This is a genomic window from Catellatospora paridis (genome assembly GCF_009720365.1).
Lineage (GTDB): Bacteria > Actinomycetota > Actinomycetes > Mycobacteriales > Micromonosporaceae > Catellatospora > Catellatospora paridis.
The window spans coordinates 1-13,721 of record NZ_ML769321.1 but is presented as its reverse complement, the minus strand read 5'-3'; the positions used below and the strand labels follow the sequence as shown (position 1 = coordinate 13,721).

The 13,721-nt window shown below is 72.8% G+C and carries 14 protein-coding genes; 3 read left to right on the top strand and 11 right to left on the bottom strand.

All coding sequences use genetic code 11. The features are described from left to right. Nucleotides 1–13: 13 nt before the first annotated feature. Together F9C41_RS23800 and F9C41_RS23795 are read right to left on the bottom strand one after the other, a co-directional pair. Complete coding sequence (locus tag F9C41_RS23800; RefSeq protein ID WP_196279915.1) at nt 14–682, bottom strand: response regulator transcription factor; 669 nt, start codon at nt 680–682, stop codon at nt 14–16. Continuing rightward, entirely contained in the window at nt 679–1,851 is a 1,173-nt protein-coding gene (locus tag F9C41_RS23795; RefSeq protein ID WP_155389060.1) for a sensor histidine kinase, read from the bottom strand. The genes F9C41_RS23800 and F9C41_RS23795 overlap by 4 nt, the downstream gene beginning before the upstream one ends. 110 nt (nt 1,852–1,961) lie before the next feature. Between F9C41_RS23795 and F9C41_RS23790 the strand changes: the two genes are divergently transcribed. Next, complete coding sequence (locus F9C41_RS23790; protein ID WP_155389059.1) at nt 1,962–3,515, top strand: DUF1349 domain-containing protein; 1,554 nt, start codon at nt 1,962–1,964, stop codon at nt 3,513–3,515. Between the two features lie 78 nt (nt 3,516–3,593). On the opposite strand, the gene F9C41_RS23785 is transcribed toward F9C41_RS23790, so the two are convergent. Then, nucleotides 3,594–4,856, bottom strand: a complete 1,263-nt coding sequence (locus tag F9C41_RS23785) for an erythromycin esterase family protein (RefSeq protein ID WP_155389058.1) — start codon at nt 4,854–4,856, stop codon at nt 3,594–3,596. Between the two features lie 117 nt (nt 4,857–4,973). On the opposite strand from F9C41_RS23785, the gene F9C41_RS23780 reads away from it, so the two are divergent. After that, the gene (locus F9C41_RS23780) at nt 4,974–5,705 is read left to right on the top strand and encodes a TioE family transcriptional regulator (RefSeq protein WP_155389057.1); all 732 of its coding nucleotides are present in this window, start codon (nt 4,974–4,976) and stop codon (nt 5,703–5,705) included. Between the two features lie 10 nt (nt 5,706–5,715). On the opposite strand, the gene F9C41_RS23775 is transcribed toward F9C41_RS23780, so the two are convergent. Next, nucleotides 5,716–6,417, bottom strand: a complete 702-nt coding sequence (locus F9C41_RS23775) for a class I SAM-dependent methyltransferase (RefSeq protein WP_155389056.1) — start codon at nt 6,415–6,417, stop codon at nt 5,716–5,718. Between the two features lie 60 nt (nt 6,418–6,477). Beyond that, nucleotides 6,478–6,933, bottom strand: a complete 456-nt coding sequence (locus F9C41_RS23770; RefSeq protein ID WP_155389055.1) for a hypothetical protein — start codon at nt 6,931–6,933, stop codon at nt 6,478–6,480. A 321-nt stretch (nt 6,934–7,254) separates the two neighbouring features. Here F9C41_RS23770 and F9C41_RS23765 point away from each other — a divergent pair, with 321 nt between their 5' ends. Beyond that, nucleotides 7,255–8,658, top strand: coding sequence for a pectate lyase (locus F9C41_RS23765; protein ID WP_155389054.1), 1,404 nt, complete (start codon nt 7,255–7,257; stop codon nt 8,656–8,658). Between the two features lie 52 nt (nt 8,659–8,710). Here F9C41_RS23765 and F9C41_RS23760 read toward each other — a convergent pair whose 3' ends face one another. The 6 genes from F9C41_RS23760 to F9C41_RS23735 all read right to left on the bottom strand — a co-directional run bounded on the left by F9C41_RS23760 (nt 8,711) and on the right by F9C41_RS23735 (nt 13,617). Next, nucleotides 8,711–9,295, bottom strand: coding sequence for a mycothiol transferase (locus F9C41_RS23760; protein ID WP_155389053.1), 585 nt, complete (start codon nt 9,293–9,295; stop codon nt 8,711–8,713). Between the two features lie 55 nt (nt 9,296–9,350). Next, on the bottom strand, nt 9,351–9,857 hold the full coding sequence (locus F9C41_RS23755) for a hypothetical protein (RefSeq protein WP_155389052.1): 507 nt from the start codon (nt 9,855–9,857) through the stop codon (nt 9,351–9,353). 35 nt (nt 9,858–9,892) lie between these two features. Beyond that, a complete protein-coding gene (locus F9C41_RS23750) occupies nt 9,893–10,618 on the bottom strand; it encodes a M23 family metallopeptidase (protein ID WP_155389051.1) in 726 nt (241 codons plus the stop codon). 35 nt (nt 10,619–10,653) lie between these two features. Further along, the gene (locus F9C41_RS23745; RefSeq protein ID WP_155389050.1) at nt 10,654–12,114 is read right to left on the bottom strand and encodes a nitrilase-related carbon-nitrogen hydrolase; all 1,461 of its coding nucleotides are present in this window, start codon (nt 12,112–12,114) and stop codon (nt 10,654–10,656) included. Continuing rightward, on the bottom strand, nt 12,098–12,673 hold the full coding sequence (locus F9C41_RS23740; RefSeq protein ID WP_155389049.1) for a TetR/AcrR family transcriptional regulator: 576 nt from the start codon (nt 12,671–12,673) through the stop codon (nt 12,098–12,100). The genes F9C41_RS23745 and F9C41_RS23740 overlap by 17 nt, the downstream gene beginning before the upstream one ends. Nucleotides 12,674–12,843: 170 nt before the next feature. Beyond that, on the bottom strand, nt 12,844–13,617 hold the full coding sequence (locus F9C41_RS23735) for a hypothetical protein (RefSeq protein WP_155389048.1): 774 nt from the start codon (nt 13,615–13,617) through the stop codon (nt 12,844–12,846). Between the last annotated feature and the right edge of the window lie 104 nt (nt 13,618–13,721).

Here is a 13,721-nt window from a genome sequence, read left to right as displayed (position 1 = left end):
GGGCGCGGCCGGTTCAGGTCGCCGGATCGGCGATGCGGTAGCCCACGCCGGGCGTGGTCGTGATGACCGGCGGACCGCCGAGCTTGCGGCGCAACCGCCCGACGGTCACAGTGACCGTGTTGGTGAACGGGTCGGCGTGCTCGTCCCAGACCCGCTCCAGCAGGTCCTCCGTGCTCAGGAACGCTGGGCTCGCCGACAGCAGCGCTTCCAGCAGGGCGAACTCCTTCACCGACAGGTCCAGCGGCCGACCGTCGCGGGTGGCGGTGCGGCGCACCGGATCGAGTTCGACGCCCGCCGCGCGCAGCGTCCGCGCCCGCGCCGTGGGACGGCGGCGGGCCAGCGCGCGCACTCGCAGCACCAGTTCCGGGAAGTGGAAGGGCTTGCCGAGGTAGTCGTCCGCGCCCAGGGTGAGACCGCTGACCCGGTCACCTGGCGCGACGGCGGCGGTCAGCATCAGCACCATGGGCCGGTCGTCCCGTTCGGTGATCATTTGGCACAGCGTGTCGCCGTGGATGCCGGGCAGATCACGATCGAGGACCACCACCTCGTACGCGTTGACGTCGAGTTTGGCCGCGGCGGCCAGGCCGTCGTGCGCCACGTCGACGGCCATGCCCTGATCCCGCAGCCCCTCGGCCAGCACCTCGGCGAGCGTCCGCGCGTCCTCGACCACGAGCACCCTCACGCCGCGGCCCCCTGCCGAACCTGCGGCAGCGTCACCGCGGCGCGCAGGCCGCCCGACGGACGTGCCCGCAACTCCAGCCGGCCGCCGTGGGCCTCGGCGACGGCGGCGACGATCGACAGCCCCAGGCCGGAGCCGTCGTCGGAGCCGGTGCGGTCCGCGCCGAGCCGCCGGAACGGCAGGGCGAGCCCGTCGATCTGCGCCTGGTCCAGCACCGGCCCGCCGGACTCGATGACCAGCTCGACCGTGCCGTCCGCGGCGGTGGTCGCGATCCGCAGCCAGCCGCCGTCCTGGTTGTGCACCACCGCGTTGTCGACGAGGTTCTGCACCAGCCGGGCCAGCAGCGTGGCGCTGCCCTCGGCGACGGCGGTGTCCGCGACCCCGGTCGTGTCGACGGCCAGGCGCCTGGCGTCGATGTCCGCCGCCCGCGCGGCGAGGGCCTGTCCCGCGAGGCGGCCGAGCGCGATCGGCGCCTGGTCGGCGAGCGCGCCGTGCTGCGCGCGGGCCAGCATCAGGAATCCGTCGAGCAGGCGGTCGACCCGGTCGAGCTCGACGCGCACCCGTCCGGCGAGCGCGACCGTCTGCGCGGGCACGGGCTCGGGCTTGGCGAGCGCGACGTCGAGCGAGGCCCGCATGGTGGCCAGTGGCGTACGCAGCTCGTGCGACGCGTTGGCGACGAACCGCCGCTGCGCCGCGAACGACGCCTCCAGCCGGGCGAGCAGCCCGTCGACGGTGTCCGCCAGGTCCTTGACCTCGTCCTGTGGCCCGGCCACGGCCAGGCGCTCGTGCAGGTTCTCGGCGGAGATGCGCCGGGTCGCGGCGGTGATCGTACGCAGCGGCCGCAGCACCCGGCCCGAGATCAGCCTGCCCAGCAGCAGCGACACCAACCCCATTACCACCAGCGCGACCACCGAGCCGACCAGCAGCCGCCGCGACTGCATGGTCTGGAGTTCGTCCAGCCGGGTCTGCAGCTCGCGGATGTGCTGCTGCGCCAGGGCGGGGTCGGTCTGCTGCGCGGATGGGAACTGGCCGGGAGCGGGCTGGGTGTTGCTGACCGACGCCAGCACGTTGGTGAGCACCAGCAGCGCGCACCCGGACAGCAGGAACACCGCCGCGTAGAGCAGCGTGAACCGCAGCCTCACCGTCCTGCCCGACCATCGCCGCCCGCTCATCAGCGCCTCCCCGTCATGTCGCCGGTCTCCAGGATGCCGCTACCGGCATAACAGGGGCATGACAGCGCCGGTTCGGCCCGTGTTACGGCGTGCTCCGTAGAACCGAGAGCATGTCTACCCCTGACGAAAACCCGGTCATCGGCCCGCGGGCGCTGGCGCGGGCGGAGTGGTCCGCCTTCCGGTCCGGCCGCGGCCGGATGGCCGCCCTGCTCGTGGCGGCGCTGGCCGTCATCGCGCTCGCCGTGCTGCCCGCACTGAGCACCCACGGCTCCTGCAGCGAAGGCCCGGTGGAGGTGCCCTGCCCCACCGATCCGCTGGACCCGGACGGCCGGCCCGTCGCCGACCTGTTCTCCTTCGCGCACCGGCCGCTGACCGGCGACGGCAGCCTCACGGTCCGGCTGACCTCGATGACCGGGACCATCACCTACCCGCCGCCGGACCACGACGAGATCGTCTCCGGGGTGGTGCCGTGGGCGAAGACCGGGATCATCATCAAGGACGGCCTCGGGCAGGGCTCCTCCTACGCCGCGCTGCTGATGACCGGCGCGCACGGGGTGCGTATGCAGCACGACTACACCCACGACACGGCCGGCCGGCCCGGCGGCGTGTCCCCGCAGTCGCCGCGCTGGCTGCGGCTGACCCGCGCGGGCGACACCATCACCGGCGAGGAGTCGGCCGGCGGCACGTCGTGGACGCCGGTCGGCACCATCCGGCTCGCCGGGCTGCCGGAAACGGTGCAGATCGGCCTGTTCGCCACCTCGCCGGGCGACCTGACCCTGGCCCCCGTCGGCCTCGGCGGCAGCATCGGCCAGGTGCGCTTCACCCAGGCCGTCGGCTCCTTCGACAACGTCACCACGGCCGGCGGGGTGGCGGCCGGCCCGTGGCGCGCCGACACCGTCGGCGAACTCGGCCACACGGACTGGGAGAAGTTCCACCGCGCGCCCGGGCTAGTCGAGCAGGGCGGCACGCTCACCGTGACCGGCTCCGGCGACATCGGCCCGGTCGGCACCGAGGGCGGCCGCACGTCCAAGGACACCCTGGTCGGCCTGTTCGTGGCTGTGATCATCCTGATCGTGACCGCCGCCCGGTTTGCGGCATCGCGCACCTCCGCCGGTGCCGCGCCCGGCGGACGGCAACTGGCGGCCCGGGCGCTGGTGCTCGGCGGCGCCGTGTTCGCGACCGGGCTCGCCGCCGTGGCGGTGGCCGTGCCGCTCGGCACGAAACTGCTGCGCGACGGCGGCATCACGGTCGTCTCGGCCGGCCCGCTGACCGAACTGCGCGTCATCGTCGGAACAGCGGTGCTGCTCGCGCTCGTCGCCGTGCTCGCCCTGGCGCTCGGCGTGCTGCTGCGGCGGGCCTGGCTCGCGGTGACCGTGCTGCTGGCCGGGCTCGTGCTGCCGTACCTGCTGGTGGTCGTGCCGCTGCTGCCCGACGCCGTCGCGGACTGGCTGCTGCGGCTCACCCCGGCCGCCGGATTCGCGGTGCTGCAGACGCTGACGGCATACCCCCAGGTCACCATGCATTACGCGCCGTACGCCGGATACTTTCCGCTGCCGTGGTGGGCCGGGCTCGCGGTGACGGGCGCGTTCGCCGCGCTCGCGCTCGGGTTCGCGCTGCGCCGCGCCCCGGACCGGCCGGACGCGTCGCCGGTCGACTGGCGGTGAGCAGCCACCGGTGCGGGAGCGCGACTCCTCCCGCACCGGTCTGCTCAGCCCTGGTCGGCGGGGACCTCCGGCACGAACTCAACCCTTGTCGGCGGGCACCTCCCGCAGAAACAGGATGCCGTCGCTGTCGGCGACGTGGGCGGGGTCCCGCGGGAAGTAGCCGTGGTCGTCGGTGTTGTCGGCGCGCCGCACCGGCTCCACCCCGGCGGCGTGCAGCGCGGCCGCCAGGCAACGGCCGTCGAGCAGGTAGCGGTCGTCCGGAAGCGTCGACAGCACGCCCTCAAAGGTGTCGGCCGCCGGTGCCCCGAGGCCGCGATGGTGCATCGCGCCGACCGCCGTGGCCACGAAGGCGTAGCGCTCGCCGAGGCCGGCGGCGGCGATCGCGCCGGCGGTCCACCAGGTCAGCGACTGGTTGAGGTAGTCGGACTGCCAGTGGCCCTCCTCGCGCTGCAGGTGCGCGTTGTGCGCGAACACCAGCGTCGGGCCCCGGTCGGCCTCCCGCGACTCGATCGCCAGCAGGTTCTCGGCCATCATCGTGTCGCGCGTGATCATGAGCCGGGCATACCGCGACGGGGAGGCGGCCGCCATGACCGCGTGGTAGCGCAGCAGGCCCGCGGCCGCGCGCGCGTGCAGCCGGGCCCGCCACCGGTCCTCCTCCGGCGCGGCGGCGAGCAGGCGCGGTGCCTGCGCCAAGAGCAGCGCCTGCAGGTCGTCGGCGAGCAGCCGGAGCCGCACCGCCTCCGGCGACGAGCCGACCGACCGCGACGGGTCCATCGCCGCCGCCTCATCGGTCCACCGGTCGTCGCCGCCGGCGAGCTCCTCGATCAGGGCCGCGTCGTCCGGGAGCTGCCCCGGGTCGCCCCAGGCCGTCACGTGGTCGCGCACCTCGGTGAGGGCGTGGCGCGGGCTGGCGGCGTACATCATCTCCGTCGGCGCGTCGAAGCCGTAGAAGCGCAGCCGGTCGCCGTCCGGACGGCCCTGGTTGTGCTCCCGCATCCAGGCGACCAGCTCCCGGTTGCCCGCGAACGCGCCCCAGCCGTGACTGACGCCGTGCGCCATCACGTCGTCGAGCGAGCCCGGGCCGCCCGCGACGTACGCGTCCACGGTCAGCCCGGCCAGGCAGTCGCTCTCCAGCGCGATCGACCGGTAGCCCTCGTGCTCCACGAGATGGCGCAGCAGCCGGTTGCGCACCTGAAGGAAAAGCTCCTCCCCATGGATCGGTTCGCCGAGGCCGAGCAGCCGCGGCCGAGCCGGCAGCGCGTCGAGCAGTCGTGTCACGGCGGGCCCGGCATCGTCGGTGAACGCCCAACCGGCGTCGGGCAGGGCGGAATGGATGGTCATCAGGTGTGATCCTCTCGACGAGTCGACACCTTCAACCGTATCGTTGAACCAACGGTGTAAACTTTCTCTCGATCTTTGGCGTCATCAGCCCTCAAACCCTCAAACGATGGTCACCTCATGAGCGAATCGCGGCTACGGCCCGTCGACCTGGCCCGGGGACAGGGGCTGTCCACCCAGGCGATCCGCAACTACGAGGAGGCGGGCATCCTCCCGCCCGCGGACCGCACCCCGTCCGGCTACCGCGTCTACACCGGACTGCACGTCATGGCGCTGCGCGCGTTCGCGGCCCTGGCACCGGGACACGGCCACCAGACCGCGACAGCGATCATGCGGGCGGTCAACGAGGACGCCGTCGAGGTCGCGCTCGCCATCGTCGACGACAGCCACCTGCAGCTGCGCGACGACCGACGCACCCTCACGGCGGTCGAGCAGGCACTACGCGACCTGGCCGGCACCGAGCCCGTGGTGTCCCGAGCCGCGGGTGCCTTCGTCGGGCCGCTCGCCCGGCAGCTCGGCGTCAAACCGGCGACGCTGCGCAAATGGGAGCAGGCCGGGGTGGTCCGCCCGCGGCGCGATCCGTCGACCGGCTACCGCGTCTACTCCCCTGCCGACGTGCGCGACGCCCGGTTGGCGCACCAACTCCGGCGCGGCGGCTACCTGCTGGACCAGATCGCACCCCTGCTGGACCGGGTACGGACGGCCGGCGGCGTCGCGCCGCTGGAGGCGATGCTGGAAGACTGGCACGACCGGCTCACCGGACGCGCCCGCGCGATGCTGTCCGGCGCCGCCGAACTGGACGCCTACCTGCGCGAACGGACCGGAACACGCAGTCCCGGCGGGAGAGGTTGAAACGACGGGTTCAGGCGGGCAACAGGATCAGCCAGGCGAAGCCGAGCACGCCGCGGTAGCCGCCGAGGTACTCCTCGCGGCGCTGGTCGGCGAAGGCCCGGGCCTGCGGCGTGCCGACCAGCTCGATCCCGGCCCGCCAGTCGGACTCGAAGTCGTCCCACTCGGCGAGCGTCGACTCGGCGATGTGCAGCGGCCGGAACCCGGCGGCCACCGCCATGCGGGCGAGCCCGGCCAGATCGGGCAGGTCACCGAACGCCTCGCGGACCTGGCCGGTGGGCTCGGTCCGGTAGAAGCCCTCGCCGAACAGCAGCCGCCCACCGGGCGTCGTGAGCCGGTGCAGCGCGGCGAGCGCGGGCGCGGTCCCGTCCCAGATGTGACTTCCGCCGACGTTGACGACGACGTCGGCGGGCTGCGTCCAGGTGGTCGCGTCGGCGGTGTGGAAGGTGACCTGGTCGAGGCCGACCTCCGCCGCGCGGGCGCGTTCGGCGATCGCGGGGTCGTACTCCACCCCGTCGCCGCCGATGCCGTGCGCACGGCACAGCCGCCGGAGCAGCTCGCCGCTGCCGCAGCCCAGGTCCAGCACGCGCCGATCCGAGCCCGCGGGGGCCAGCCGCCGGACGAGGTCTGCCACCCGCTCCTCGCTCAGCGGCGCGTTGTAGACGAGGTTGGCGGCGGCCGCGGCGAACAGCGGCTTGAGATCTTGATCGGTCACGCGCCCACCGTATCGGGCCGACCCGGCAAGGCCGGAGCAGGCCGCGTTGGCGCCCGGGCCTCAGCTCTGCGGGGTGGGGCACACCTCCGACCAGCCGACAGCACCGCGCCAGTCGGAGTGGTTGGCGTTGTTGAACACCAGACTCAGCACGGAGCCGTCTGCCGCGCCGGCCAGGACGCCGTTCCAGCCCTCACGGGGCGCGCCCGGCACCTGCTGCACGATCATCGGTTCACGGTTGCGGCGTACGACCATGCCCTCGCTCTCCAGCACGTCGGCGACCTGCCCCTCGGGTGCCGCGAGCCGTAGTTCGATGCTGAGGTGCCAGGGCTCCTTCGTGCCGCCCGCGTACTTGCAGGTGTCGGTCACCGCGGTCGTGATCCCCGCTGCCGCCAGCGGGTCGAGGTACCCCTCGACGAGCGTCTCCTCGACCGCGCTGACGTCGCGGTCGGCGCCGCAACCGGCGACCAGCCCGACGGCCAGCAACACCGCGCCGAGCCGGATCTGGGAACCCGCCACGAGCTGCCCTCCCGTCAGGCCGAGCCGCGTCTCGGCGCGAGCCGCACACTACCGGGCGACCGCTAGTTCGGCCGTCCGCCCGTATCCGTTTCGCCGGAGCCGGCCGGCGAACCCTCGCAGAGATCAGATCGCCGCATGGAAGTCCGCCTGTTGACGGCAGATCGCAACGGGTCTACGGTCAGCACTCGGGAAGCGCTTTCCAAAGCCGGAAACACCGGTCCACCAGTGCCTGATCAGCACTGTCGCCATCGGACCGCGCACGTCCCGTGCCGTCGCCCAACGGCACGGTCCCCCGACCCGGAGGCACCCGTGGGAACTCGTATGCTCCCCCGTCCCCGACCACGAACGTGGTCCCTCATCGCGGGGCTCGTCCTCGCCCTCACCACCGGCGCGTTCGCGCTCAGCCAGAACGCCTTCGCCGCCACCGTCTTCAGCGACAACTTCGAGGACGGCACCGCCGACGGCTGGTCCAAGTCCGGCGGCACCTGGACGGTCGTCACCGACGGCACCAAGGCCCTGCAGCAGAGCAACACCGGCACCGACAACGCCCGCCAGTTCGCCGGCTCCACCAGCTGGACCGCGTACACCGTCACCGCCCGGGTCAAGCCGCTGAGCTTCGGCAGCAACGGCCACGTCTCCCTGCTGGCCCGCTCGACCGGAGCGACCGTCTACTACCGGCTGTCCCTGCGGCCGGGCAACTCGGTGCAGCTGCAGGCGGTCAACGGCAGCACGGTCACCGTGCTGGGCAGCGTCACCCGCACCGTGGCCACCGGCACCTGGTACACCCTCGGCATCGAGGCCAACGGCAGCACCATCCGCGGCCTCGTCGACGGCACCGTGATCGCATCGGCCACCAACACCGCGATCGCCGGCGGACGCATCGGCCTGCAGACCGCGTACAGCAACGCGTCCTTTGACGACATCGCGGTCAACACCGGCGGCACGACGACGCCCACCACCCCGGCCCCGTCGGCGACGACGAGCCCGCGGCCGTCGTCGTCACCGTCGACTCCGGCCTCGCCGACAGCCTCGCCGACCGTGAGCCCGCCGCCCACCGGCTGGCCCACGCCGAGCGGCAGCGCGCCGGTCAGCAACGGCACCATCGCGGTCAGCGGAGTCTTCGACGGCGGTATGAAGCGGTACTGCTGCATCGGCGACGGCGGCCAGGGCGAGAGCCAGGACCCCGTGTTCGAGCTGGCGCCCGGCGCCACCATCAAGAACGTGATCCTGGGCGCACCCGCCGGTGACGGCATCCACTGCCTGGGCAACTGCACCATCGAGAACGTCTGGTGGGAGGACGTGGGCGAGGACGCGGCGACGTTCCTCGGCGGCACGAACTACTACGTGATCGGCGGCGGCGCCCGCGCGGCGTCGGACAAGATCTTCCAGCACAACGGACCCGGCACGCTGCACATCAGCGGGTTCTACGCGGAGAACTTCGGCAAGCTCTACCGGGCCTGCGGCAACTGCAGCTCGTCGTACCAGCGGCACGTGGTCATCGACAACGTGCGGGTCAAGAGCGGCGACGTCATCGCCGGCATCAACATCAACTGGGGTGACACCGCGCGGTTCACCCGGATCACCGTGATCGGCGACTCGAGCCACGAGACCGTCATCTGCGACAAGTTCAACGGTGTCCCGAAGGGCAGCGAGCCCACCCACGTCGGCAGCGGCGCGGACGGCGTGAACTGCTTCTACAGCGCCAGCGACATCAGCTGGCAGTGACACGGTGCCGCTGCCGGGACCTTGGTGGTCCCGGCAGCGGCGTCCGCAAGGTTCAGCCGGGCAGGCGGTAGTGCCCCGCCCGAGCCCGCCAGCCCGCCGGCGGGTCCTCGCCGATAAGCCCGTCGACCGCCTCGCGCAGCAGGTCGGCCTGTCCGGTGTGGCGGCCGTACTCCTCGATCAGGTCGCAGACCACCCGACGCAGACTGGCACGGCGGCCGTCGGGCCAGGCGGCGTGCACCAGCTGGTCGAGCCCGCCGTCGGCGAGCGCCTTGCCGAGCCGGGCACGCGAGCGCTCCACCGCGCCGTCCCAGTACGCGTACAGCTGCTCAGGGCTGTCCTCGGCGGCCGAGGTGAACTCCCAGTCGTCGTCGCCGTCCCAGCCGGTGGCGTCCCACGGCGCGCCCAGCGGCTCGCCGCGCAGCTTCACCGTGAACTGGTAGTCCTCCATCGCCGCCAGATGCTTGAGCAGGCCGCCGAGGGTCAGCGTGGAGACGCCGACCCGGGCTCGCAGGCCGTCCGCGTCGAGGTCGTCGGTCTTCCACCGGAAGACCGTCCGCAGCCGTTCCAGGGCCCCGACCAGGTGCTCGACCTCAGATCCGGCCGCCGGCGGCTCCCAAGGCTTATCGATGTCGATCATCGCGACACTCTAGCGCGCACGTCCGACATCCATCGACCGAGCGCGCGGCCCCCGATCAGTCGACGATGGTCGGGCCCTGGCCGGCGAACCTGCCTGCCAGCAGCACCAGCGCGGGTGGCCCGACGAGGGCGAGCAGGCCACCGAAGATCCACGCCGCGGCCGACGGATCGACGTAGGCCACCCGCTCCGCCACGCTCAACGCCGCGGCGCAGGACGCGAGCGGCCCGACCAGCCCCGTGAAGATCCACGACAGGCCCCGCCAGGTGGCGCGGGCGGCCCGGGCCGCGGCCATGACCAGGCGGCAGATCAGCGCGATGTACACCACGATCACGACGTCGTGGCCGGTGTCCAGCCACCGGGTCGCGCCGAACCAGCACAGCGCCACCGTGGCGGGCAACGCGAGCAGGATCCTGGCGCGATAGACCGTGGCCGCCTGCTCGCCGTAGCGGCCCGGGTCGATGTGGCCGACGTAGACCACGTGCGGCGTCAGCACCGGAATCAGCAGGATGAGCAGTTGCGCGGCGACCAGAATGGACACATCCAAGGTCAGGTCGCCCGTCATCGCATCGACGATACTGACTTCGCGGCGAGAACGCGTCAGTGATTCACGTCGGCGGCGGGCAGCGGTTCGACGATCGCGCTCTCCCCCGGCACGCCGGTCTGTCTGATCAGGAACTGGGCCGCACCGGCGGGACGTTCCCGGAAGTGCCGGAACGCCATCGGCACACCGCGGGCCACCGACAGGTCCGCGCTGTCCATGACCTGCAGGTGCACGTGCGGCTGGGTCGAGTTGCCGGAGTTGCCGCACGCTGCGAGCTGCTGCCCCGCCGTCACCCGGTTCCCGGCGGCGACCCGCAGCGATCCGGCGCGCAGGTGCACGAGCGCGGCGTACGCCCGGCCCGGCGCCAGCTCGATGACCACGTGGTTCCCGGCGATCGCCGTGACGCCCTGCCGGATCCGTCCGACCTGGCCGAACATGTACGGCACCAGCGCCAGCTGCGACCGGCGCGCCTCGTGGTCGGGTTCGCCGTCGTGTGCCGCCACGACGACCCCGTCGCCGGGCGCGAGGATCGGGCGTCCGAAGCCGACGAACCGGTCGGGCGGCTCGGTGGCCAGCAGCGTCCGCCAGTCCCGGTGCCCGGCGGAGCGGCCGCGCTCGTCCACCCCGACGAAGTCGATGGCGTAGCGCTCGCCCATCAGGTCGGTGCCGTGGCTCGGCACCCGCCGGGCCGGACTGTTGCGGGCCAGCCAAAGCCCCGTGAACGGCAGCGACAGGACGACCTCGCGTCCCGCCGCCGCCCGCGAAGGCGCCCCGTCAGCCATGTGCCCAGCCTAGGCGGGCCGCGCCAGGCCCGCCGTCAGCGGCGAACGACACGGAGCCGGATCAGACAGCCGGCGATGAACACCAGGCAGAGCCACGCGAACCAGTCGCCGAGCCGGGCGTACGGCGTGGCACCTGACCCGGGCCGCACCGACACGAGCGCGCTGGTGGTGCCCGCACCCGTGACCGCGTCGGCGGCGAGGCGGCCCCGGGAGTCCGCCGCGACGAGCCTGCCGCGCCCGGCCGACCGGATCACGGTGCCGCCGTTCTCGACTCCGCGCACCACCGCGATGCGGCTGTGCAGCCGGCCGTCGCGGTCGAAGTCGAGCGCGGGCGCGAGCAGCACGGTCGTGTCCTGCGTGCCGTATGCCCGGCCCAGCTCGGGATGGTCGAGGTCCTTGCAGATCACCAGACCCGTGCGCGTGCCGGGCAGCCACACCGGCCGGTCCCCGGCGATCATGTGGTCCTCCCACCCGGTGACCAGGCGCTGCTTGTCGTAGCGCACCGCGGACGCGCCGTCGTACGCCATCGCGATGTTGTGCGCCCCGGCCTGGTCCCTGAGCGTGAGCCCGACGACGATGGTGATCCGGCTGCCCGCGGCCACGGCGCTGATGCTGCGGCCCAGGTCGGCGAGCTCCGGCTCGGTCACCTTGAACACCTTCTCCGGCAGCACCAGCACGGTGGCACCGGCGGATGCGGCCCGCGACGCCTGGTCCAGGTAGCCGGCCAGGACCTGCCGGGCCTCGGGCGACGTGACCGGCAGCGAGTCCTCGGACTGCCACACGTCGACCAGCGCGACCGTCGTGCCCGGACCCGTGGGCGAGCCCTGCAACCGCAGCAGGCCGTATCCGGCGGTGCCGACGGCGAGGACGGCCGCCGCGGCCAGCAGCTGTCTCCAGGCCGTGCGATCAGCCAGCCCCGCGGCCGCGAGCGCGGGCAGCGCCATCAGCAGGAAGCCGACGCCCCAGATCCCGGTCAGCGAGACCACCTGGACCACCGGCAGCACCTCCGCCTGCGTGTAGCCGACGGCGGCGAACGAGCCCCCTGGCGAGAACAGCGACACCAGGTACTCGGCCCCGGCCCAGGCCGCCGCTGCGGCGAGTGCGGCCGATACGGGCCGGCCGTGTCGCAGCAGCGCACGGTACAGCCCGACGGCTCCGGCGAAGGCCGACGCCTGCAACAGCAGGAAGCCGACGACCACGACGGCCGGAACCTCCAGTGTCACCGTGTAGTAGGTCCACATGTTCAGGCTTCCGGCAGCCCAGGCGAGGAACGCGGCCACGACGGCGGCCCGCCCCGGCACCCGTGCTGCCAGGAGGAACATCGGCAGCGGCGCCAGCCAGGTCAGCCACGGGACCGGCGCGAGTCCGGTGCCGAACCACACCAGCGTCGCGGACGCGAGCACGGCGAGCACCGCCATGCGGCGTACCGCATGATGTGCTGGCTTTTCCGGCGCGGCCTCGGCGCGCTCCGCGACGGTCTCAAGCCCGGTTGCCATCGAGCACCTTCCCGACGAGTTGGTGTACCAGTGCCCGGAAGTCCTGTTCCGGCAGGTCGATCCGGCTGCCCCGGAACAGCTGGACCAGGCCGTGGATCAGTGCGGCGACGGTCAGCGCCAGCGGCCACACATCCTGGTCGCGCAGCACGTCCTGCCGGATACCGGCGGTCAGCGCGTCGGCGACGAGGTTCATCGAGGGCGAGCCGCCCGCGCGGAAGTCGTCCGGCCAGCGCCGCGCGCCCTCGCGCGGATCGGTGAAGACGAAGTCGTACAGGTGCGGCTGCCCGAGGGCGAAGTCGAGGTGGTCGTCCAGCAGCTCGGCCACCCGCTTGTCGAAGTCGGCGGCGGCCGGGCGGGCGGCCCAGCGTGCGCCGATCTCGGCGAGGCTGGCGTCGGCGATGGTCGTCAGGAGTGCTTCGCGGTTGGCGAAGTGCCGGTAGATGGTCATCGGGGTGACCCCGGCCGCCGTCGCCACCCGCCGCATGCTGACCGCTTCCGCGCCCTCGGCGAGCAGGATCTCCCGGGCGATCTCCACGAGACGATCAGCAGTACCGTTCATGTCTACACCGTAGACCTATGTCTACGGTGTAGACAAGCGTCTCCCGGAGACAGGTGGCGAACGGTGCTCGTTTCCGAACGCTTGAGCGTCCCGAAACATGGCGGTGAACTGGGATGACGTGCCCACCTGCCCCCGTGGCGACGGGCACGTCACGTGCTCGGCGGCAGAGGTCAGCCGGTGGTGACCGGGGATGGAGTGATCGACCAGCCGTCGGCGAAGGTCGTTCCGGCGACCGGGCGGGCCGAGACGACGCAGCGCCTTTCGTCAGGCCAGAACCAGCCCGCCGTGCGGGCGATGGCCTGCCAGCCGTCCAGTTCCGCGTCCAGGGCGGAGCCGTAGACGGCCAGGCCGAGCCGTCGCCACACCTCGTAGTAGGCGATCCAGTGCGCCTCCTGCTGGCCGTACCAGCAGACCGGCCCGGGTGTGCCCAGCAGGCGCTTGCCGGGCAGGTAGAACCCGCCGGCGAGTGAGGTGTAGAGGGCGTCGCGGACGTGGCGGCGCACGATGTCGACGAACGGGATGCCGTACGCCAGCGCCGCTTCCGCGGAGAGCTCGGGCCACGGCCGATCCTTGTCGCGTTTGGGCGGCTTGGGGTCGAACAGCGGCGTGTCTATCCGCTCGTCCATGGCCCCGCGCATCCTGGCCAGGGAAGTGGCCAGGTCACTGGCCAGCGGAGGTCGCCTGCCGGACGGAGGTCGAGTCACCCAGGTGTGGAGGTCCTGCAGCGTGGGCAGGTGCCCGACCAGCGGCTGGGCTTCCCAAGGAGAGCGGACCCAGACGAACTCGGGCCGGGGGCGGCCGATGCGCCGGTACAGCTCGGTGATGGCCTGCTCGGCGACTGCCTGTCCGGTCGGCCCGCAGGCCGTGCCGTGGCCGAGCCATTCGTCCCGGACGGCGGCAGCTCGCTGCCAGAAGGCGGCACGTTCGTGCCGCGGGGCGGTCATGCCGCGAGGGCGCGCACGCCCTTTCGTACGGAGGAGATCATGGCGCCGATGATCGCACCGGATCCACGACGGCGCAACGGGATATGAGCGGCGGGGCCCCCCGC